Genomic DNA, 22,155 nt, shown 5'->3' on the forward strand with positions numbered 1-22,155 from the left:
AACGGCGTGAGTATAGCCCAGCCGTAAAACGTTACATGGGTAATACAGAACGAAGTCACGGCCGCTATCGATCGCCACTCTTTCGTCCCGCTTCATGTCTTGTCGGCCATCGCCACCACTACTTGAGCAACGGTCTTCAGAAACAGCGGGAGTACATAGATAGTTAGCACTTGCACGGCAAGTCGCGGCCGTAAGCTTTGTCGCCTGTTCATTCACGACAAGGCACTTAAATGCTGGATCTATCTCCGTCGGGCAAGGCTCCTGCACTCCCGCATCTGCAACTGATAAAAGACAAATCCCCCGAGTGGCTGCTTCAGGCCGAGCCGGCGACCCATGCAGCCTTGCGCAAGGCTTCGCGGCGCCCCGTGCAATGGCTGGCGAGCGCACGCAAGTCCAACCCTGATCAGCTCGCCGAGCTGCAGCGCCTGTACGCCGAGCACCGCGAGTACGAGCAACAGGTTCGTCCGACGCTGGATCGCCTGTCGACGCTGGAGGACTTCGCAAGGCCCCTGCTGACAGCCGCCATCAAGGATCGCTTCGGACTGCAGGTGGACGTCGCCGACACCTGGCTGTTCCATGCCAGTCGTGCGCGGGTCGACCAATCATTCAATACGGCATCCAGAGACCCGCTAACGCAGGCAAACATTGCCCTGAAGGCCGCGACCCAGAGCCTGCTCAAGGCCGCGTTGCAGAACTTCGAAGCCTGGGAAACAGTTCCGGGCGCAATGGATTCCAGCACCGGCCTCAAGGCCCAGGTGTTTTCTTCGTTTGAAATCATCGGCCCACAGATCAGCGGAAAGTCCCTGCCGCTCTCCCCGACCGGCTTTGCGGCGCTGTGCCGTGAGCTGGACCTGGGCGGCCAATATCAGGCGCATATCCAGGCCGTCTTCAGCAGGCCTTCGAGCCCCGACGAAACTGCAGACGCTGCGGCATCCAGACTGCGCCAGAGCTTCATGCAACTGGAGGCATCGTCGATCCGGCTGCAGTTGCAGATGGCCTCCCTGCAACAGCAGATCGGCCCGGATTTGCAAAGCGCATTACTGGAGTTTCTCGACGGCAAGCAACATGTCCGACTTGATAACAGGCCGGTCAACTGCAGCGTACTGTGCCTGGGCGATATCGAACTAACCGGTCTTCTGGTGATTGGCAAGGACCGGGATATTGCCACTCAGGCAGAAAGGATCGTGGTGTATATCCCGGATGACCCCGTTGCGCCGCTGAAGGAATACGACTCGGTCGAAGTCTTCATAAATGCGTTGCGTGAGCGGATGTTCATCAACGGCTACCTGAACTTCTTCATGCGCTTCGTACCTGCGCGCCATCGAAGTGCCTTGTTTGAAAAGTTGTCCGAACGCCTGTACCCCAAAGTCAAGAAAGGCGGCATTTTCGAACGTCAGTGGCTGGAGCGTGAAGCGGACCGAAACGCCCGGCTCGACCTGAGAGAAACCGTGCTGCAAGGCCCGCTGCTGGACAACCTGCATGAGCGCAAATGCGCAGCCTTGCGCAACGACGCACTGTTTCATGGTGTGCCGACTGCGGCACAGGACCAGAAGACCTTCGATGAGCGGGTGCAGTACTTCATGGACACCGCCTTCGACGTCTTGAATATCGCAGGCTTCGTCGTTCCGGTATTGGGCGAAGTGATGATGGCCGTCACCGCCATTCAGCTGGTTCACGAAGTGTATGAGGGCATGGAGAGCTGGGCCAGGGACGAGAAACGACAGGCGTTCGCCTACCTGTTCGATGTGATCGAGAACGTTGCGCTGATATCGGCCCTTGGTGCTGCGTCGACGGGCGCAACAGGCATCCCTGCGGTACAGGCGCCCGAGTTCGTCCAAGGCCTCAAGCCCGTGGATTTACCAGGCGGCACGACACGCCTGTGGAAGCCTGATCTGACGCCCTTTGCCCATGACATCGTCCTGCCCAAGGATCTGCAGTCCGATGCCACGGGCCTGTACACTTGGCAAGGCAAACAATGGTTGCCACTTGAAGGACGCATCTATTCCGTCAGTCCTGCCACGACCGGGAACGGCTACCTGATCGAGCACCCGACCCGCGCCGACAGCTATCGGCCCGCCTTGCGACACAACGGCGCCGGAGCATGGCTGCATGAGCTCGATCAGCCGCTGGAGATGGAAGGCCTGACCTTGTTTCGACGGCTGGGCTATTCCAGCGATACGTTTTCCGACAGCACCGCCAGGCGCATCGTCAACGTCAGCAACACGCCTGAATCGGTGATGCGCGAGGCACTGGCCGATCAGCGTCGCCCTCCGGCATTGCTTGAGGACACGGCGCGCCGGTTCAGGCTGGACCAGGAGATCGAGCATTTCATCGAGCAGCTCGAAGCCAACGATATAAACGCAGCGTCCCCCCTTCAACTTGAACTGCTGAGCCAGGACCGTGGCTGGCCGGGCAATCGCGCGCTGGTCCTGGTGGATGCCGAGGGCCACACGCTTCAGACATTCGCTCCGGCCTCTCATCCGGTGGCGGCTGACAGCCTCGACATCACGGTGCGTGCCGACCAGCCGGATGCCCTGCGCCAGGTGCTGGAACAGCTCGGCAACAACGAAATACGCACCCTGCTCAACGAAGAGTTCGGCGCGGGTCAGCTCGGCATGTCACCGCGACTGATCACACTACGGGCGCAATTGGCGGCACGCGCCCGAGCCACCCGAGGCTGGCTGTTCGAATCCCGTTACCGCGCATTGAGCGTCGCCGAGGCTGATGGAGTGCAGACCCTGCAGAAGGCATTTCCTGGCCTGCCGCCGTTGGTTGCCGAGGAACTGGCCAGCCACGCTTTGCCGGCAGAGCGGCTGCAACTGACGATGGAGCGCCGGGTGCCGCTGCCCGTTGCCGAAGAGGCCAGCGCCTATCTACAACAGGTAAGGCTGGCGCGGGCCTATGAAGGGCTTTATCTGACCTCGGTCTCCAGCGCCGATACCGACTGTCTTGCGTTGCACAGCCTTGAAGCCCTGCCGCAATGGCCTGCACAGGTCAGGCTGGAGGTCCATGACCGGTATTTCGGTGGCCGGCTGATCGACAGCATCGGTCTCGAGGATGCGCCTGTGCGCAAAGTACTGATCAAGGACGGTAATCGTTACGAGGCCCGTGACGCTGATGACCAGCACCTGCACGGGCTGGACGATCTGTACTCGTCCGTGCTGCACGCCCTGCCCGATGCCGAACGCAACCAGTTGGGCTTTGCCCACACCGGGCAGGGTCAGGCGCTGGCAGCGCTGATCCAGGACAACCCCCTGCCCCGCCAGAAACTCGCGCCATTGCTGAACATGCAGGCGATCAAGCCAGGCTCGAAATCCCCCATGCGCCTGGCCGATGGTCGCCTTGGCTACCCATTAAGCGGCGGTGGCAGGGTCGACTGGCACATGACCGACGAGAGCCTGCTGGACAAGATCCGCATGCTTGAGCTGGAGGACGCGTTTCCCGAAGAGATCCTCGGCCGCCTGCGCCACACTGGCTGGGACAACAGAACCATCGATGCGCGACTCAACGACCTGCTGCACGAGCAAATGCTGTTGCGCGCAAGTCTCGACGCGTGGGCCTATGAATCCGTGTCAATGCCGCCCATGACTCAGGCTCATATGGACAGTCGCATGCGCATCAACGAAGCGATCTGGAACCACTGGCGCCTCAACAACCTGCCCGAGATAGGACGGACGCTTGAGCCGCTAAGCCTGCAACATGTCTCGCTGAGTGACTTTCCGCACCATCTGCCGGACTTCGTCTTCAATCGCGTTACCGCGCTGCACCTGGAAAACATATCGGTCGAGCCCAGAGCACGCCCCGGTGCAATTGACCTGACGCCTGCCGGCATAAACCTGCCCCGGCAGTCGACCAACAGCGCCGAACTTGGAGCCTTCCTGCAACGTTTCCCGCATACCCGCGCACTGAACCTGATCAGTGAGCCAGCCGCCGGACTGGCCCCCGAGACCTCGGTCTTTCTCAACCTGCCTCAGCAAGTGTCCCGTGTGCTGCCCCAACTGACCGAACTGGCGCTGATCAACCAGGAGATTTTTCTGGATCAGGCGCAGATGGACCACCTGCGCAGCATGCCGGGCCTCAGGATGCTGAACCTCAGTGGCAATCGACTGGTCAGTGTGCTGCCCATGGACCTGAGCTGGCTGCACCTTGATCGGCTGGTGCTGGAGCGGGTTGGCATGAACCGCTGGCCGTCCTGGCTGACCGACATCATTCCGAACAACATTCGCGAGCTGTCGGTGGCTCACAACAACCTGACGGAACTGCCCGGGTGGATCCTTGACAATCCTCCCAGCCCTGAGCACCGGACCTTGATTGACTTGCGCGGCAATATCCTGTCCCGACACACCGCAATACACGCACGTATCAATGAAGCGGTAGCCGGCAGTTCCTTCAGTTTTGTCATGGACACTCCGGTTGCCGTGCAGGCCGCTGTAAACAGGCAACTGAACGAAGGTGCCGAATTATTTGCCGCCGTTGATCAATGGACGCATGCCTCCGGCTCGATGGCCGTACCGAGCGAGCAGACCATCGAATCACGCCAGCAAATCGGCAGGATACTGATCGATCACTGGCGAAATTTCAGCCTGGGGCAGCTCCATAGCCCCCTGCGCCTTGCAGACATCGCATTGATCGACTTTCCTCGACAGCTGCCTGATTTCTTTTATCGCCAGGTACGCTATCTGCACCTGAGCCGAATCACCGGCACGGCCTCTGATCTCGATCAACTGTTGCGCCGCATGACTGATCTGACCTCACTGGAAATAAGCGGACATGTCGCCCCCCTGCTGCAACTGCCACCGGCGCTGCTCGAGCTTCGATCACTTCGTTCGCTATCGCTGATGGATCAGGGAATGCTGGTAGAGCAACAGCACATCGATTTCTTCAGCCGGATTGCGACGCTTGAACGACTGGAGCTGGATGGCAACCGGATAGGCGCCATCAGCGACCTGACCAGCCTCAGTGGCACTGCACTCAACTGGCTGTCACTGAACAATGCCGGACTGGTCGAATGGCCAGCCTGGACAGAGAGCATGGTTCCAGCGCAAATCAGGACACTCTTGCTGGAGGGTAATCTGATCAGCGAATTGCCAGAGCACATACTCGCCAATCCCGGCAGCGAGTTTGCGCACACGGAAATAAGCCTGCTGAACAATCCGCTTTCCGAAGACACCATGCGGCAGGCGCATTTTTCAGAGCGTTATGGACGTTCTTTCACCTTCGACATGGACCTGCCGCCCGAGCTCAGCGCGATGGACTGGACGGAAAACCATGACTCGGACTCATCGTATTCCGAGTACCTGTCCTCAGAGGAGAGCCGGGCATCGACTCCGGAACCCGTCACCGTCGAGCCCTGGCTGGACGACAGCAACCCGTTGAGCGCCGGGCGGCGCGAGATCTGGGAGCAGTTGGAGGCCCGCGAGCAGACCCGCAACCTGCTCGACCTGATCGATTCGCTGCGTCACAGCGCCGATTATCGCAACATCACCAGCCGTGCAGCGCTGCGCGAGCGCGTCTGGCGGGTATTGGTCACGGTGAGTCAGGACCCGCAACTCGGACTGACCCTCAACGCTATTGCCGAAGAACCGCTCAGGCTGTTTCGTGACAACCACACCTGCCCGGACGGCATCCTTCTGGAGTTCAACCAGATGGAAGTGCTGGTGTTCATCCGGCAGTCGTTGCAGGACGTCGTCGCGGAGCAGCGCGGTGCGCTGTTGTATCGGCTGACCGTCCGGCTGTATCGCCTGTCCGAGCTGGATACCGCAGCCCGCGAACAGACCGGCAGCCGTGATGAAGCCGAGGTACGTCTGGCGTATCGCACGCACTGGGCCAGCGCGCTGGACTTGCCCGTGCCGCCGGAAGGCATGCTGTACCAGGCCCACGCCGCCATCAGGCCGGGGGAATTCGACGCGGCACTGCTTCGCGTGCAAAACGGCGAACGCGGCGAGCCCTTCCTGCGTTTTGCCCAGCAGCAGGATTACTGGATCAGTTACCTGCGCGAAATCCATGCTGGACGCTTCGAAGCACTCGAACGCACCTACAGGACTGAACTGAACCAACTCACCGACGAGTTCGAGCAACGCAATATCAGCCTCGACGACCCGGAATACGAAGGACGGATTCAAGAGTTCGAAGCCAGGTTCAAGGAGCAGCAGACAGCACTGATCAGGGAGCTGACCAACGCCGAAGGAATGGAACATCACTGATCGAGCGGGTTGCCTGACACAAGGCGTGTCAGGCAACCCGCTGCTGGAAGCGCCAGTTCACTGAGCGTTCCGCACCTGGCCTTCAAGCTCGGTCTTGAGGCCGGGTTCCAGCTTCAACTGACGCGCCAACTCATCGAGGTAGGCGCGTTCCATGAAGTGCTCTTCATCCACCAGCATCACACTGGCGATGTACATCTCCGCCGCCATTTCCGGCGTGGTCGCGGCCCGGGCCACCTCTGCCGGGTCCAGCGGCTTGTTCAGCTCGGCGTGAAGCCACTGCTGAAGTGAATGATCACTGTCCAGCTTGGTGAACTCACCTTCGATCAGTTCGCGCTCACGCTCATCGACATGACCATCTGCCTTTGCCGCGGCGACCAGTGCACGCAGGATTGCCTGGCTATGCTGCTCGGCTTCAGCCTCGGGCAGCCGGTCGATGGTTTGCGGTTCGCGCTGAGCGGCGAGCCCCTGACTGGCCTGCCAGTTGTTGTAAGCCTTGTAAGCCAACACCCCCAGCGCCGCCAAGCCTCCGTAGGTCAACGCCTTGCCGCCCATCCCGCGTGTGCGTTTGCCACGCAGAAGGCTCATGGCACCTGCGGCCAGCGCACCACCACCTGCGCCGGACAACAGACCACCCAGCCCATTCTGGGAAGCGCCCTGCCCTTTACCACCGCCAAGCAGGCTGCCGAGGCCATTGATCAGTGAATCGCCGCCCGACGATTGCTTGCCGGATTTGCCTTTGTTCTTGTCCTGCAACATGCTTTGTCCGGACTTGAGCAATTGATCGAGTAAACCACGCGTATTCACAGGAAGCCTCCTACAAGGTTTGTCAGATGAGTGATTGACCAACAAGTTGAAGAGAAGTCACTGCCAGGCCCTTACCGGTGTGCTTCCGGATGTTACGGAGTTGCACCGATACCCGTTCGTCAATCTGCCCCGCTTATCGGCGAAATGCGTGCAACCGGCGCCTGTGGCAAAGAGTCAATAAGGACAGGCTGCAGGTAAAGTCAGGTATGCAGCCCCTTTCCTGGACTGATCGAACACACATCCATATTCATATGAATGCCACTGCCCCTCCATGCAGATTTTCAGGAGTTTGTCCCAAGTGATATCGCCCACTGGTTTCCCGACCGCCAACGGCAAGGCCGCCGGGATTATCCGATCCAGGGACTGGAGCCAGACTTCACTCGGACCGATCGAGCACTGGCCGGTATCGCTGAAAAACACCCTGAATCTGATCCTCAATTCCCCGGAGTCCATGTACCTGCTCTGGGGGCCGGATCTGGTGTTTTTCCACAATGACGCCTATACGCCGATTCTCGGCCCGCGCAAGGACAACGCTATCGGCGCACTCATTCCGGATCTGTGGGCTGACGTCTGGGATCAGGTCGCGCCGCTGGTGATCGATGCGTTTGCCGGCAAGCCCTGCCGCTACACGGATATGCCGCTGACCATGGCACGCTACGGCGAGGTCGAACAGACATGGTGGTCATTTTCGTTTTCACCGGTAATCGACGAATACGGCGTGGTTGTCGGCATGTTCTGCATCACCAACGAAACCACCGCGCATGTCCTCAACCAGCAGGCGCTGCAGGATAGCGAACGCAAACGCCTGAAACTGATCGATGACCTGGTCAGCCTGGAACGACAGCAGACCGCCAGGCTGGAGCAACGCACGCTGGAGCTGGACACGTTTTGGGAGATATCTCCGGACCCGCTGGCGATACTCGATTTCAACGGTATCTTTCTGCGGGTAAACCCGGCCTGGACAGCGCTGCTGGGCCACCCGGAACACGAGCTGCTGGGCACCTCCATCATGACCCTGCTGCATCCGGATGATGTCAGCGGCACCCAGAATGCTCTGAAACACACCATCAACCATGTGCTGCCGCTGTTTGAAAATCGTTATCAGCACGTCGACGGCAGCTATCACTGGTTCGGCTGGACCGCGGCACCCGGCAATGGAATCATTTTTGCGCTGGGCAAACACCTGACCCACGAAAAGGACCGCATCAAGGCACTGCGTATCGCCGAAGAGGCCTTGATTCAATCGCAGAAAATGGAAGCGGTCGGGCAATTGACCGGCGGTCTGGCTCATGACTTCAACAACCTGCTGATGGGCGTGACCGGCAACATGGAGCTGCTCCTGTCGAGGATCAGACAGGAACGCTTCACAGAGCTGGACCGCTACATCAACGCCGCACTGGAAGGTTCGCGACGCGCGGCATCCCTGACACATCGACTGCTGGCATTTTCGCGCCGTCAGACACTGGCGCCCAAGGCTACTGATATCGACCTGCTGGTCGTGGACATGGACGAGCTGATCCGGCGCACCGTAGGTCCGGCCATCGATATGCAGGTCAATGCCTCACGCGGACTGTGGGCGACCCTGGTTGACCCGCATCAACTGGAAAATTCACTGCTCAACCTGTGCATCAACGCCAAGGACGCCATGCCCGATGGCGGAAAGCTGCTGATCCAGACGGGCAACCGTCACCTGACTGCAGTCACGGCGACCCGGTATCAGTTGCCTGCAGGCCGCTATGTGGAACTGTCCGTCAGCGACTCCGGCACGGGCATGAGCAACGACGTCATGGCGAGGGCCTTCGACCCGTTCTTCACCACCAAACCGACAGGCATGGGCACCGGGCTGGGGTTGTCGATGATTTACGGTTTTGCACGGCAGTCAGGTGGCGGCGTCTACATCACGTCAAAGGTTGGCGAGGGTTCGAAAGTCAGCATTCTGCTGCCGATGCACGAAGGCGAAGCTGAAACAGTGGCCTTCGATGACAGCCCGCTGCAAGTCCCCGCCTCCAGTACCGGCGACGAAACCATCCTGGTGGTCGATGACGAGCCCGCCGTGCGCTTGCTCATCACGGAGTTGCTCGAAGACCTTGGCTATATCGTTTTGCAGGCTGAACGAGGCGCCGATGCGCTGACCATTCTGCAGTCCAAGGCGGCCATCGACCTGCTGATCACCGACGTCGGTCTGCCGGGCGGCATGAACGGTCGTCAGGTCGCAGACGCGGCGCGGGATGTCCGGCCCGACCTGAAAATCCTGTTTGTGACCGGTTATGCTGAAAACGCCGCGTTGGCGCATGACACGCTGGAGCCGGGCATGCACGTGCTGCCCAAGCCCTTTGCGATTGCCGAACTGATCGGCCGCGTCACCGAGCTGCTGGAAGGCGAGTAACAAAAAATGAGCGCCATACGGCGCTCATTTTTCGGGTATTGCTATCCGTGAGCCGACTGGCGATCAGTCGCGCAGATCTGACTCATGAATCGGCTGATCACGGTGTGTGGCGCGCTGGTACTGCGCAGGCCAGGTTGCCAGGCGCCCACCCAGGTCTTCATCGGCACGCAGCGGCCAGTACGGATCACGCAGCAGCTCACGCGCCAGCAGGATGATATCGGCCTGCCCGGTGCGCAGAATGTGCTCTGCCTGCGCCGGATCGGTAATCATGCCCACCGTGCCCGTTGCGATCTCGGACTCCTTGCGAACCCGCTCGGCAAAGCGCGTCTGGTAGCCTGGGCCGACCGGAATTTCCGCCTTGGCTGACGTACCGCCCGACGATACATCGATCAGGTCGGTCCCGATGGCTTTCAAGCGACGCGCCAGCTCGACCGTTTCATCGGCGTTCCAGCCGTCTTCCACCCAGTCGGTGGCGGATACGCGAACGAACACTGGCAGCTCTGCAGGCCACACCGCACGCACGGCTTCGGTGACTTGCAGCGTAAAGCGAATGCGGTTCTCGAATGAACCGCCATACTCGTCGGTGCGCTGGTTGCTCAGGGGCGACAGGAACTGATGCAGCAAATAGCCATGGGCAGCGTGGATTTCCACGACTTTGAAGCCTGCCTCCAGGGCACGCCGTGCGGAATCGACAAACGCCTTGATCAACTCCTGGATCTGCGTCTCGCTCAATTGCACAGGGGCAGTGTGCTGCGGATCGAAGGCGATCGCCGAAGGCCCGACCGGCGTCCAGCCACCTTCATTGAGGGAGATACTGCCGTGCTTGCCAAGCCACGGGCGCCAGGTGCTGGCCTTGCGGCCGGCATGCGCCAGCTGGACGCCGGCAACCGCGCCCTGAGCGTTGATGAAGCGGGTGATACGTTGCAGCGGTTCGATCTGCTCGTCATTCCACAGCCCGAGGTCTTCGGGAGTGATGCGGCCGTCCGGCGTCACCGCCATTGCTTCGGTGATGACCAGGCCGGCACCGCCGACAGCACGACTGCCCAGGTGAACCAGGTGCCAGTCGTTGGCCAGGCCGTCGACACTGGAATACTGGCACATCGGCGATACGGCAATGCGATTGCGAAGGGTCAATTGACGCAGGGTATAGGGTTCAAGCAGCAGGCTCATGGCAACCTCTCGTAATGAAAATTCAGGTGTCCAGGTTCCGTTCATTCAAAGAACAGGTTTGACAGACCGTGTAGTGTCGACACCCCGTTAGCGAGAGGGGTTCCTGCTATCGTCAGCGTGGCGCGATATGCACCACCATCAATTGCACGGTTTCGTTACCGCGAAACTCGTTGAGATCGAGTTTGTAGGCCAGCTCGACCCAGCGGATATTCGGATTGGGCCAGATATCCCGGTCGACGCCGAACGCAATGCCATCGAGCTTGACGCTGCCGCATTCGGTCTTGAGCACCATCTTCAAATGACGCTCGCCCACCACCCGTTGCTCGACCAGCTGAAACACGCCGTGGAACAAAGGCTCCGGGAAGTGCTGCCCCCAGGGACCGGCATTGCGCAGTGCACGGGCCAGTTCCAGATGAAACTCCTCGACGGCCAGCGAGCCGTCGGACAGCAGACGCCCGGTCAGGTCCTGCTCATCGAGCTGACGACGCACCTCCTGGTCGAACGCTGCGGCAAATGCCGGGAAGTTCTCTTCAGGCAGCGAGAGACCTGCCGCCATCGCGTGGCCGCCGAACTTGCTGATCAGGTGCGGATGACTGGCCGCCACGGCGTCCAGCGCGTCGCGAATGTGAAACCCTGGCACCGAGCGGGCCGAGCCTTTGAGCACGCCCTCCCCGGCGCTGGCGAACGCGATGGTCGGGCGGTGGTAACGCTCCTTGAGACGCGAAGCGAGGATGCCGATGACACCCTGGTGCCATTCGGCATCGAACAGGCAGAGGCCAAACGGCATCGACTCCAGCGGCAGGTCCTTGAGCTGCGCGAGTGCTTCACGCTGCATGCCCTGCTCGATGGATTTGCGATCCTGGTTCAATTCGTCCAGCTGCACGGCCATTTCCCGCGCCAGTGTCGGGTCGTCGCAGAGCAGGCATTCGATGCCCAGGCTCATGTCATCCAGGCGCCCTGCCGCGTTCAGGCGTGGCCCGAGAATGAACCCCAGGTCGGTGGAGGTGATGCGCGAAGGTTCACGTCGTGCCACTTCGAGAATGGCGCGCAGCCCCGGTCTGGCACGCCCGGCACGGATACGCATCAGCCCCTGATGGACCAGAATGCGGTTGTTGGCGTCCAGCGGCACCACATCGGCCACACTGCCCAGCGCGACCAAATCCAGAAGCTCGCCCAGATTGGGCTGGGCACGCTGATTGCTCTCGAACCAGCCGGTCTCGCGCAGACGCGCCCGCAAGGCCATCAGTACGTAGAAAATGACCCCGACACCGGCCAGCGACTTGCTGGGAAAGGTACAGCCTGGCTGATTCGGGTTGACGATGGCGTCTGCGGCCGGAAGCTCATGCCCAGGCAAATGGTGATCGGTCACCAGTACCTGCAAGCCGGCCGCCTTGGCCGCTGCTACACCCTCGACGCTCGAAATGCCGTTATCCACGGTGATCAACAGCTGAGGTTCGCGCTGCAATGCCACTTCGACGATTTCCGGCGTCAGGCCGTAGCCATATTCAAACCGGTTGGGCACCAGATAATCCACATGCACTGCGCCCAGCAGACGCAGTCCCAGAACACCCACGGTGCTGGCGGTCGCGCCATCGGCGTCGAAATCGCCGACGATCAACATGCGCTGGCCCTCGCGCAGCGCAGTGACCAGCAGGTCTACCGCTGCATCGATCCCCTTGAGTTGCTGATAGGGGATCAGCCGCGCCAGGCTTTTGTCCAGTTCGGCCTCGCAGGCCACACCTCGTGCTGCGTACAGACGAGTGAGCAAGGGCGGCAGGTCGCCAAGGAACGGCAAGGTGTCGGGCAATAGACGAGGTTCGATGCGCATGCGGGTCAGCTGATTCTCTGTGCAGTGTCGATGAATGTGATTTCGATCGGAAGCGGCGGCTGTCAGCCGCGCTCGCCCGCAAGCCATTGCAGCTGGACTTCATGCTGGCCGCGGTCGTCAGTGACGAACACCGTCCCTTCACTGATCATCACATCCCACTTGATGACCCGCGGCATGTCCTTGGCCAGCACTTCCAGCACTTCCTGCGGGACGGCGGCGATATTGACGTTTTTCAGGTTCTTGATCGCCGGGATGACCTTGCCTTCCCAGACGCGCAGGCTGCCATAGGCCAGCAGGCTGGTGCGTTCGGTACGGCGCGAACACCAGGTCAGTCGATCGGCGTCGGGCTGCCCCACTTCGATCCAGTGCAGAACGCGGTCATCCAGGCTTTTTTCCCACAGAGCGGGTTCGTCGACATCAGACAGGCCGCGACCGAACGACAACTGTTCGTTGTACCAGAAGGCATAGGCCAGCAGACGCACGGTCATGCGCTCTTCGGTTTCCGAAGGATGGCGGGCAATGGTCTGCTTGACGCTCTCGTACACGCCGCGATCAAGGTCGGTGAGATTGAGTTCGAATTTGTAGGTCGTGGACGGCTGGGCCATGAACGGGCTTCTAGAGTCTGGAGGGAAGACGGCAAGTCTACCCGATGCCGGGCCTGTGAACGAACTTGCTCGCGCAAGGGTGTGTTTGCCCCCCATTTGCAGGACGAACAAAAATCGATAGTTTGAAACAAATTTCTGATACATATCTGTGCTAAAGACGATCTGCAGCGAGCACCCGGACTCCCAACCGGGGCACCTGAATGTGACGCCACTGGCGCAGCGCCATTCAAAGAGCTGCCACCCCTACCTCAGACCGTTGAACCTTTTTCGAGGATGACACCCGCGAATGCCCCTTCCTGCCTCGCACTGCACAACGGCTCGATTGATGCTCGCCCTGTCGCTGGCTGCCACGTCGTGCGTCAGCCAGGCCAGGGAGACGCTGACCTGGCTGATGCGCGACATCCCCCCTTCGACGATTTTTTCCGGTGCCATGCGCGGGCAAGGTGCAATTGATCAGCTCATGCCATTGCTGACTGCGCAAATGCCCGAATACGATCACGTGCTGATGCGGGTCAACCGCGCCAGGGCTCTGCAAATGCTGAGCGACGAGACGTCTCTCAGTTGTGATCCCACCATGCTGTGGACGGCAGAAAGAGCCAGAACCCTGCTTTTTTCCATACCGATCGGTGCGGTACTGAGCAGCGGTCTGATTGTACGCAAGGAGGAGATGTCGAAGTTCGAGCCCTACGTAGAAGACGGAAAAATCGACGTGGCGGCGTTGATGGCCAGCCGGAAGATCAAATTGGGCATCGTTGCCGAACGCAGCTATGGAGAAGTGATCGACCACACGTTGCACGACGTCGATGAAGACGTCCTTGTGCCGCACTACGGTAACGATGCCGTCGGCAGCCTGCTGCAAATGGAGCGTCTGGAGCGTCTGCAGGCCTTTATCAGCTTCTGGCCGGAAGCGCGCTATCACGCCATGCAACAAGGCATAAGGCCCGAGGAGCTGGCCTTCTTGCCGATCAAGGGCAACCCTGCATACCAGTTCGTCTATGTCAGTTGCAGCAACTCACCCAAAGGCCAGCAGGCCATTGCGCTGATCAACCGCGAGATGCGCGTGCTGCGCGAAACCAGCCTGATGGGCTTTTATGCGCAGTGGCTGGAACCCGCGCAACGGGCCAGCTACCTGGAGGACGTCAAGGCGCTGCTGGACAAGGAGTGAGCGGACAAAAGAAACCCCGGGCAGAGGGGGACCTGCCCGGGGTAAACATGACCATGCTGGTCAGTACGTCAGCCCTTGATCACCGGAGCACAATGATCAAGTCTGACGTAATGGATAGGAGTGCATAGAACCCGTCAGGTTCCAGAATCGTTGTCGCCGGTTAAGCAACTGTTAAGCAAATGATGGGGTGCCGACAAACGTGCGGCTGATTGCAGCATTGCGCATGGCAGCGATGACACAGGGTTCGATTCGACCCTCGGCAACCATCAGATCGCGGCGCAGGCCGTCTACCACGTCGGTGAGCTGACGCTTGTCGCTCAGCTGATCAGCGCCGAATGCGCGCTCGATCACACAGGTGCCCGCTTTATCTTTCAGAGTCACCAGACGTTCGCCCCGAGAACCGGCCGGGCCAATACTGGCCTGATAGGGAGCCAGCGCTTCGCTTAGCAGTAAGCTGATATTTTCCATCCGGATCACCACTCAACAGTTTGAATGCAAAGGTGCTAACCAATGACCATCGGCGACAGCAGAAAGTTCTTTCTATCGCCAGATCGCAGCACCTGTCTGTCATTTCGAGCATGCCTGTTGAATGTGACAAGGAAAAAACCGGACGCCGATGACAACAGAAAGTCAGCTTGTAGGAAGAATCCAACATAATTCCGCTACGCGTCCTACAAGGTGCCTATGCTCTTGATCACTGCGTTAAACACCTCTATCGCATGCAATACCCGTATAGCCTTTTTCACGGAGCCACCTCTTGAGCGATTCCGCTGATCGCCCGTTGCGGGTCATCGTGGCTGATGACCACCCGATTTTTCTCATCGGCCTGCGGGTCGTACTGGAGCAGAACAATCTGGCCAGCGTCGTCGCCGAGGCCTGCAATCCGGACGAACTGCTTCAGGTACTCGAACGCCACGCCTGCGATGTGCTGGTGACTGACTTCATGATGCCCGTTGAACGGCAGAACGATGGCCTGCGTCTGCTGCAGCGCATCCGCCGGGACTTTCCGGCGCTGCCGGTGATCGTTGTCACGACCCTGAGCAATGCCGGACTGTTTCAGTCCATGCTTGACCTGGATGTCCGGGGTCTGTTGAGCAAGGCCAGCCTTGCCGGAGAACTGCCTGCTGCCATCCAGGGGGTCAGGCGCGGTGAGCTTTTCGTCGCCCAATCCGTACGCAGGGTACTCAGAGAGGCCCGGCAGCACGGACACGACACACTTGTGCCGGCAGATCGTTTGTCGCCGCGGGAACTTGAAGTGTTACGCCTGCTCTCGGCCGGCCATACGGTTGGCCAGATCGCTGCGCAACTCAATCGCAGCAAACAGACCGTCAGCGCCCAGAAAGTCGCCGCCATGCGCAAGCTCGGACTGGCCAATGACGCAGCCCTGTTCATTTATTTGCAGGAAAGCGGCATGTCCTGAGGCCGGTCGTCCTTCGAAACGGCGTGCAGGTGGCTGCTATCATGCTCAGCCATCCAGCGCATGAACGCCGAGGCAGGCATCGGGCGCGCAATGAAATACCCTTGAATGGCCGGATCGCCCAGCGCCAGCAGACTGTGGACGTCTTCAATCGTCTCGACCCCTTCAACCACGACCGACATCGACAGCCGCTGCGCCATGAGCAAGGCACCGGCCACTACCGCCGATTTACGCGCGTCGTCGGCCATGCCGCGCACGAACTCGGTCGGTATTTTCAGTTCGCTGAAAGGTAATTGCAGAAGCCGGTCCATATTCGAAGCGCCCATGCCAAAGTCATCGATGGACAACTTGCAACCCTGCATGCACAACCTCAGCAGGCCTTCGAGCTGCCAGGTTTCCGGCCGTGCGGCGTCCTGCTCGATAATTTCCAGGGTCAGCGCGGTGGCCGGCACGCCATGACGGGCAAGCGCCTGCGTGATCTGCTCGGCGAAATCCAGCTGTTGCAGCACTTGAGGGTCAATGTTGACGGCAACCGACAACGGCTCGCCCTGCTCGCGCATGGCCTGCGAAGAGAACTGCAGGGCCTGATCCAGCACCCGCCAGGTCAACGCCACGGTCAGCCCTTCAGCCTCGATGGCCTTGATGAATCGCCCGGGGGCCAGCAGGCCATACACCGGATGCTGCCAGCGAACCAACGCTTCGGCCCCCAGCAACTCGCCCTGCAGACTGACCTTGGGTTGAAAGTAGGTGATCCATTGTTCGGCAATGGACGCCACGTCTATCGGTCCGCTGCCTGTCGGGTCAAACAATTCGATGGCGGAAAGAGCTCTGAACGCGCTGCCCGGCGATGCCTGCTCTATACAGTCCGAGCGGCCGGGCCCATACGCCTCGAGCAGCTCGTACAATGCCCCGGCGGAGGCCGGTTTCTGCACATATCCCAGAACGTTCAGGCCTTGGGCAAGCGCCAGTTGCGCAGCCCCTTCCAGCACGCAGGCGGCGGAACAGCTGACAATGATCAGCGCTCGCGCCAGGCCGTTCTCAGCCATGAAGCGGATCAGTTCCAGACCATCAGGCCCTTCCATCTGCAGGTCGCAGATCGCGATGTCGACAGGACCGCGGCTTTGCAGGGAAAGCCTGGCGACCTCGACGCTGTCGGCCACCAGCACATCGAACACTTGATTGGCGTTGAGCATCTGATGCAGAGCCATCAGCTGGAAGGGATGGTCTTCGAGAATAAGAACCTTGAGTGAGTGCACGATCACGCCTGCGGAGTCAGAGCCATCGGCCCGGGATAGCATTAACTGTAGCTCGTCCCGCAGACCCGCCCCATAGGACATGTCCTAAACACGCCACAGGTTTTCCGCAGGATTCAAGCGCCTGGCACCGCGGTCTCGGGCACGGCCACCAGTTGCAATTCGATATCCGCGCGCAGACCGGTCATGGCCACTTCCAGTACCTGCCAGCGTTCGGCCAGCCTGGCTGCGCTCTGCAGCCGTACACTGTCGTCCAGCGCGGCACACGCCTTGGCGAGCGGCACTGCATCGACCAGACTCGCCGCGCCCTTGAGCCGATGCAGACAGGCGCCCAGGGTCTTCCAGTCATTGGCCGACACTGCGGGCTCCAGCAACGCGTGCTCATGCCTGAGGTTCTTCCATAACTCGCTCAGCAACCGTTGCATTTGTTGCGGGTTGGCCTGAGTCATGGCTCGCAGCGTGCCGATGTCGAACGTCGGCTCGCGTACCCGATCCGCCAGCTCTTGGGCCAGACGCGCCAGTGACAGCGGCTTGATCAGCAGGCCGTCCATGCCTGCCTGCTCGCAACGTGCCGCCTCGTCACTCATCGCGTTGGCGGTACAGCCAATCACCGGGCAGCGCTGACGCTGCTCTTTCTCTTCGATCTGGCGAATGGCCTGGGTCAACGCGTAGCCGCTGATACCCGGCATATTGCAATCGGTGATGACCGCATCGAACGCCCCTTCACACCAATTCGACAACGCCGCCTTGCCATCTTCGACAGCCGTTACCTGATGGCCAAGAAACTCCAGCTGGCGGGTCAATACCAGGCGATTGGCGGACATGTCATCGACCACCAACAGATGAAGACTACGCGTGTCGACAGGCGCATCCGTCACATCGTCTGCTGACAAAACCGGCTCGCTCACCCTGGTCAACGGCAGGTCGATGGTAACCAGGGTCCCCTTGCCCGGCTCGCTGTGCAGGCTGATATCGCCCTTCATCAGCTCCACCAGTTGCCGGGTGATGCTCAACCCCAGCCCGCTGCCCCCGTAGTGTGCGGCCGTGTCGTCGTTCGCCTGAGTGAAAGGTTGAAATACCTGCTGCTGACGCTGCGGATCGATACCTTCGCCACTGTCCTGGATACCAATGCGCACACGCGTGGAGTCAGGCGAATCGCTGGTCACATCGAGCCTCACCACCACCGCACCTTGACGGGTGAACTTCAAGGCGTTGCCCAGCACATTGTGCAACACCTGGCGCAACCTCAAGGGATCCAGCCAGTAGTCGCCGCGCGCCTGCGCGGAGAGTTCCAGGCGTAGCTCCACCCCCTTTTCCCGAGCCTGTGCGGAAAAAAGCTCGATCACACCGTCGAAAAGCCCTTGCAGGGAGGTGACAGCCAGTGACAACTGCATGCCGCCCGCTTCGATTCTGGCCAGATCAAGACTTTCGCCAATCAGCGCGACCAGCTCCGTAGCCGAGCGGTGAGCCACTTGCAGGCCTTGCGACGGCATCGTGCCCAAGCGCAAGGCCTGTTCGCATTCCAGTTCCAGCAAGCCAATGATTGCCCCCATCGGCGTACGAATTTCATGGCTCATGCTGGCCAGAAAAGCGCTTTTTGCCTCGTTGGCCTGAGCGGCGAGACGCATGGCTTCCTGAAGCTGCTGTTCCAGCTGCTTGCGTTCGGTGATATCGATCCAGCCGCCGAGCAGCCCCTGCAGCTGACCATCGGCGGCGAAGAAAGGCACCGTCCATTGCCAGACATCCATACGTTTGCCAGGCAGTTCGATGGTGCGATCGGAAAAGACCGGCTGATGATTTTCCAGCAGATTGAGGTAATCGGTGTGCATCTGCTCGGCCAACACACGCGGAATCAGATTGACGTCCGTGAGGCGTCGGCCATTCATCTGTTCGAAACTGATGCCCAGACTCTGCTCGTAGCTGCGGTTGCAGGAAATCAGGCGCCCTTTGAGATCGCGCACATAGATCGGATTGGGGATACCGTCGAGCAGCGCGTGCTTGAAGGCCAGTTGATCATTGAGCTGTCTTTGCGCCCTTTGCCGCTGGCGAATCTGCACCTTGAGGCGACTGCTCCAGGTCAGCGACACCAGCCCGGTCAGCAGCGCCAGGGACACCACCCAGAATACCCACGGCGGTATGCGCGCCCAGAGCGACGGCTGAGGCAGCGCCGATCCCAGCCACTTCAGACGGATCGAGCGCAATTCGGCCACCGGGAACTCCTCCAGCGCCTTGTTCAGAATCCCCAGCAGTTCGGGCTGGGTCTTGATCACTGAAAATCTGTCGGGTGACCATTGACCTTCAACACTTCTGGCGACCTTCAATTCTCCGGACGGAAACAGGTAGGCCCCCACTTCATTCTGAATGGTCGCGTCGGCAGCACCACTTTCCACCAGCGCGCGAGCCTGATCATAGGTATTGACCAGCCGCAGCTGGATCAAGGGGTGTTCGCGCCTGATCAGGTCTTCGAGCGCATGCCTGGCCGGCAGTGCCAGTACTTTCCCGGCCAGACTGTCGAGCGATATGCGGGACGAGTGGTCGGAGCGCACCACGAACATCCAGCTATTGCCGCCGAACGAATAGGTAAAGTCCAGAAACCTTCGGCGCTCGGTATTTTCCGCGAGCGTGGTGTTCATGTCGGCCTGGCCGGCGCTCAGCATGTCGATGCTCTGCTGCGTGGAAAGTGATTCCTGATGGACGAACTGCAAGCCGGTCATGCGCGAGATACGTGACAGCACATCTGCGTTCAACCCTACCCAGTGGCCGTTATTGTCTTTGTAGATATACGGTGGGTGCTGCACGGTCGCGATGGTCACACTCGGATGCTTGAGCAGCCAGCGTCGCTCGGCACTGGTGAGGCGAATGCGTTGTCCTTCCACGTCGGCGCCCAGCCCCATGGTCCAGCGGCCGAGCACTTCACGACTGGTCGAAGGTGCGATGCTGTCCAGGGCCCGATTGATGAAGTTCAGCAAGCGCTGCTCATCATCCCTGACCGCAAAGGAAAACCCCACCGGGGGCAGACGACTTTCGAATTTGATCTGCAAACCGAGATAGGGCCGCAGGGCAGTGTAGGTACGGACGATGACTTCGTTACCGATGAACACGTCCACTTCACCCTGACTCAGGGCTTCCAGAGCACTGTAGAGGTTAGGCGCAATAATGATCTGGCTGTCAGGATAAATGCGGTGCAGCACGTCCGAATCGGCATAGCCATCAAGCAGTACGACCTTCTTGCCGGCCAGGCTCGACGACGGGCTCAGATCGTTGCCGCGGCCAACCACTACCGATCGATCGGGCATGTATTCGGTTGAGAAGGACAGTCCTTTCACACCCCGTTCGAAACCATTGGCACTGGTCAGCAGATCTATCTTGCCGTCGCGCAGCGCCTCGATAGCCTCGTCACGCTTGGCAAAACCGGTGACCTGCACCGGGAGGTTCAACTGGTCGCTGACCAGCCCCAGGTAGTCGGCACTGATGCCCTGATAACGGTTGCGGTCACTGGTGATGTCGATCGGTTCGTAGTCTGCGATCGCAATGCCGACCTGAAGCACCTTGCGCTGGTCGAGCCAGGCCCGGTCCTGATCTTCGAGAACCATATCCGCTGAAGCCACAAAAGGAGCTGTCAGTGAAAACGGCAGGCTTTGCGCCGCATTGGCTGCCCCGGCAAAAACCAGCGCCAGCAACACCCACACCCGGCGCCATGCGCGGCATCTCGATGTGCTGCCTGTCTCCCTGACTACGCTTTGCATACTTGCCTGCTTCACTACGAATGACCCGACTCTATGGTTCGAAAAACCAGCGAAGTTTGGCACGTAGAAACAGAAAGGCCCGCCAGATGGCGGGCCTAAAGTTGTTACACAACGCTTCTGTCAGAGCGGTTTGCCGCGATTGCCGTGCTGGCTGACAAACGCCTGTATGGCTTTCAGGTCATTTGGCAGAACCGTACAGCGCTCGTCGCGCTCGAACAAATCAGACAAATGTGCAGGTAGTTCAAGCGCTTTTCCTACACCGGCTTTCTCAACCGCTTCCGGAAACTTGACCGGATGCGCGGTGCCCAGAATCACCATCGGCGTGTCCAGACTGCGCCGGCATTCACGCGCAGCCTTCACCCCGATAGCGGTATGCGGGTCGAGCAACTCGCCAGTGCTGGCGAACACTTCGGCGATGGTCGTGCAGGTGTCCTCGTCACTGACTGCCAGCGAATCGAACAGTTTGCGGGTCTCGGTCCAGCGCTCTTCCTCGACGCTGAAACCGCCACCCTGGCGGAACGTGCTCATCAACTCGGCAATGGCAGCGCCGTTGCGACCGTGCATGTCGAACAGCAGGCGCTCGAAGTTGGACGACACCATGATGTCCATGGAAGGCGACAGCGTGGCGTGCAGGGTTTCCTTGACGTACTGATTGCCGCTCATGAAGCGGTGCAGGATGTCGTTGCGGTTGGTGGCAACGATCAACTGATTGATCGGCAGGCCCATATTGCGCGCCAGATAACCGGCAAAGATATCGCCGAAATTACCGGTCGGTACCGAGAACGATACCGAACGCGCAGGTCCGCCCAACTGCAGCGACGCGTGGAAGTAGTAGACGATCTGAGCCATGATCCGCGCCCAGTTGATCGAGTTGACCGCGACCAACGGTGTGCCCTTCAAGAAGCTCTGGTCAGCGAAGCTGGCCTTGACCATTTCCTGGCAGTCGTCGAAGTTGCCTTCGACTGCGATGTTATGGATGTTGTCACCGAAGATAGTGGTCATCTGCCGACGTTGTACATCGGACACCCGGTTGTTCGGGTGCAGGATGAAGATGTCGACGTTGTCGCAGCGACGGCAGCCTTCGATGGCCGCAGAACCGGTGTCGCCCGAGGTTGCGCCGATGATCACGACACGCTGGCCACGCTTGGCCAGAATATAGTCAAGCAGGCGGCCGAGCAGTTGCAGTGCGAAGTCCTTGAACGCCAGCGTCGGGCCATGGAACAGTTCGAGTACCCACTCGTTGCCATGCAGCTGGCGCAGCGGCGCAACAGCACTGTGGGCAAACACGCCGTAGGTCTCTTCGAGAATCTTTTTGAAGTCGGCATCCGGAATGCTGCCCGCCACGAAGGGGCGCATCACCCGGAAGGCGAGTTCGTGATAAGGCAGACCTGCCCAGGAAGCGATCTCTTCCTGCGTGAAGCGCGGCAGGTTTTCCGGCACATAGAGGCCACCATCGCTGGCCAGACCAGTCAACAGCACGTCTTCGAAATTCAATGCAGGCGCTTGCCCGCGAGTACTGATATAGCGCATGGGATCAAACCTTCGGTTCGAGCTGCAAGCTGGAAGCTGCAAGCTGCA

12 protein-coding genes are annotated in these 22,155 nt (G+C 60.0%); 4 read left to right on the top strand and 8 right to left on the bottom strand.

Annotated elements, in window-relative coordinates:
* The first annotated feature begins 230 nt into the window (after nt 1–230).
* On the top strand, nt 231–6,203 hold the full coding sequence (locus QRN50_RS07585) for an NEL domain-containing protein (protein ID WP_096126445.1): 5,973 nt from the start codon (nt 231–233) through the stop codon (nt 6,201–6,203).
* A 57-nt stretch (nt 6,204–6,260) separates the two neighbouring features.
* Here QRN50_RS07585 and QRN50_RS07590 read toward each other — a convergent pair whose 3' ends face one another.
* Nucleotides 6,261–7,007 carry a tellurite resistance TerB family protein gene (locus QRN50_RS07590; protein ID WP_024639879.1) on the bottom strand — a complete coding sequence of 249 codons (747 nt, stop codon included), beginning with the start codon at nt 7,005–7,007 and terminating at the stop codon, nt 6,261–6,263.
* A gap of 298 nt (nt 7,008–7,305) precedes the next feature.
* On the opposite strand from QRN50_RS07590, the gene QRN50_RS07595 reads away from it, so the two are divergent.
* On the top strand, nt 7,306–9,393 hold the full coding sequence (locus tag QRN50_RS07595; RefSeq protein ID WP_011266943.1) for a response regulator: 2,088 nt from the start codon (nt 7,306–7,308) through the stop codon (nt 9,391–9,393).
* A 63-nt stretch (nt 9,394–9,456) separates the two neighbouring features.
* Here the strand turns inward: QRN50_RS07595 and QRN50_RS07600 are convergent, their stop codons facing one another.
* The 3 genes from QRN50_RS07600 to QRN50_RS07610 form a co-directional block, all read right to left on the bottom strand.
* The gene (locus tag QRN50_RS07600; protein ID WP_011266942.1) at nt 9,457–10,563 is read right to left on the bottom strand and encodes an NADH:flavin oxidoreductase/NADH oxidase; all 1,107 of its coding nucleotides are present in this window, start codon (nt 10,561–10,563) and stop codon (nt 9,457–9,459) included.
* A 112-nt stretch (nt 10,564–10,675) separates the two neighbouring features.
* Complete coding sequence (gene recJ / locus QRN50_RS07605) at nt 10,676–12,391, bottom strand: single-stranded-DNA-specific exonuclease RecJ (RefSeq protein ID WP_024643131.1); 1,716 nt, start codon at nt 12,389–12,391, stop codon at nt 10,676–10,678.
* Between the two features lie 62 nt (nt 12,392–12,453).
* Nucleotides 12,454–12,996 (bottom strand): YaeQ family protein, encoded by a 543-nt coding sequence (locus tag QRN50_RS07610; RefSeq protein ID WP_003314240.1) that lies wholly within the window; start codon nt 12,994–12,996, stop codon nt 12,454–12,456.
* Nucleotides 12,997–13,321: 325 nt separating this feature from the next.
* On the opposite strand from QRN50_RS07610, the gene QRN50_RS07615 reads away from it, so the two are divergent.
* Nucleotides 13,322–14,161: a TIGR02285 family protein gene (locus tag QRN50_RS07615; RefSeq protein ID WP_032608041.1), complete on the top strand. Its 840-nt coding sequence runs from the start codon at nt 13,322–13,324 to the stop codon at nt 14,159–14,161.
* Nucleotides 14,162–14,332: 171 nt separating this feature from the next.
* Here the strand turns inward: QRN50_RS07615 and QRN50_RS07620 are convergent, their stop codons facing one another.
* Nucleotides 14,333–14,629, bottom strand: coding sequence for a DUF3509 domain-containing protein (locus QRN50_RS07620; RefSeq protein ID WP_004406361.1), 297 nt, complete (start codon nt 14,627–14,629; stop codon nt 14,333–14,335).
* Nucleotides 14,630–14,918: 289 nt separating this feature from the next.
* Between QRN50_RS07620 and QRN50_RS07625 the strand changes: the two genes are divergently transcribed.
* Nucleotides 14,919–15,581, top strand: coding sequence for a response regulator (locus QRN50_RS07625; protein WP_024639877.1), 663 nt, complete (start codon nt 14,919–14,921; stop codon nt 15,579–15,581).
* On the opposite strand, the gene QRN50_RS07630 is transcribed toward QRN50_RS07625, so the two are convergent.
* From QRN50_RS07630 to thrC, 3 genes are all read right to left on the bottom strand, one after another.
* The gene (locus QRN50_RS07630) at nt 15,554–16,834 is read right to left on the bottom strand and encodes an EAL domain-containing response regulator (protein ID WP_431196566.1); all 1,281 of its coding nucleotides are present in this window, start codon (nt 16,832–16,834) and stop codon (nt 15,554–15,556) included. The genes QRN50_RS07625 and QRN50_RS07630 overlap by 28 nt on opposite strands.
* A 113-nt stretch (nt 16,835–16,947) precedes the next feature.
* Nucleotides 16,948–20,514 carry an ATP-binding protein gene (locus tag QRN50_RS07635; protein ID WP_192873855.1) on the bottom strand — a complete coding sequence of 1,189 codons (3,567 nt, stop codon included), beginning with the start codon at nt 20,512–20,514 and terminating at the stop codon, nt 16,948–16,950.
* 183 nt (nt 20,515–20,697) lie between these two features.
* A complete protein-coding gene (thrC, locus tag QRN50_RS07640; RefSeq protein WP_003314231.1) occupies nt 20,698–22,107 on the bottom strand; it encodes a threonine synthase in 1,410 nt (469 codons plus the stop codon).
* Nucleotides 22,108–22,155: the final 48 nt, after the last annotated feature.

Origin of the sequence: Pseudomonas sp. MEJ108 (genome assembly GCF_030208985.1) — a bacterium.
Lineage (GTDB): Bacteria > Pseudomonadota > Gammaproteobacteria > Pseudomonadales > Pseudomonadaceae > Aquipseudomonas > Aquipseudomonas fragariae.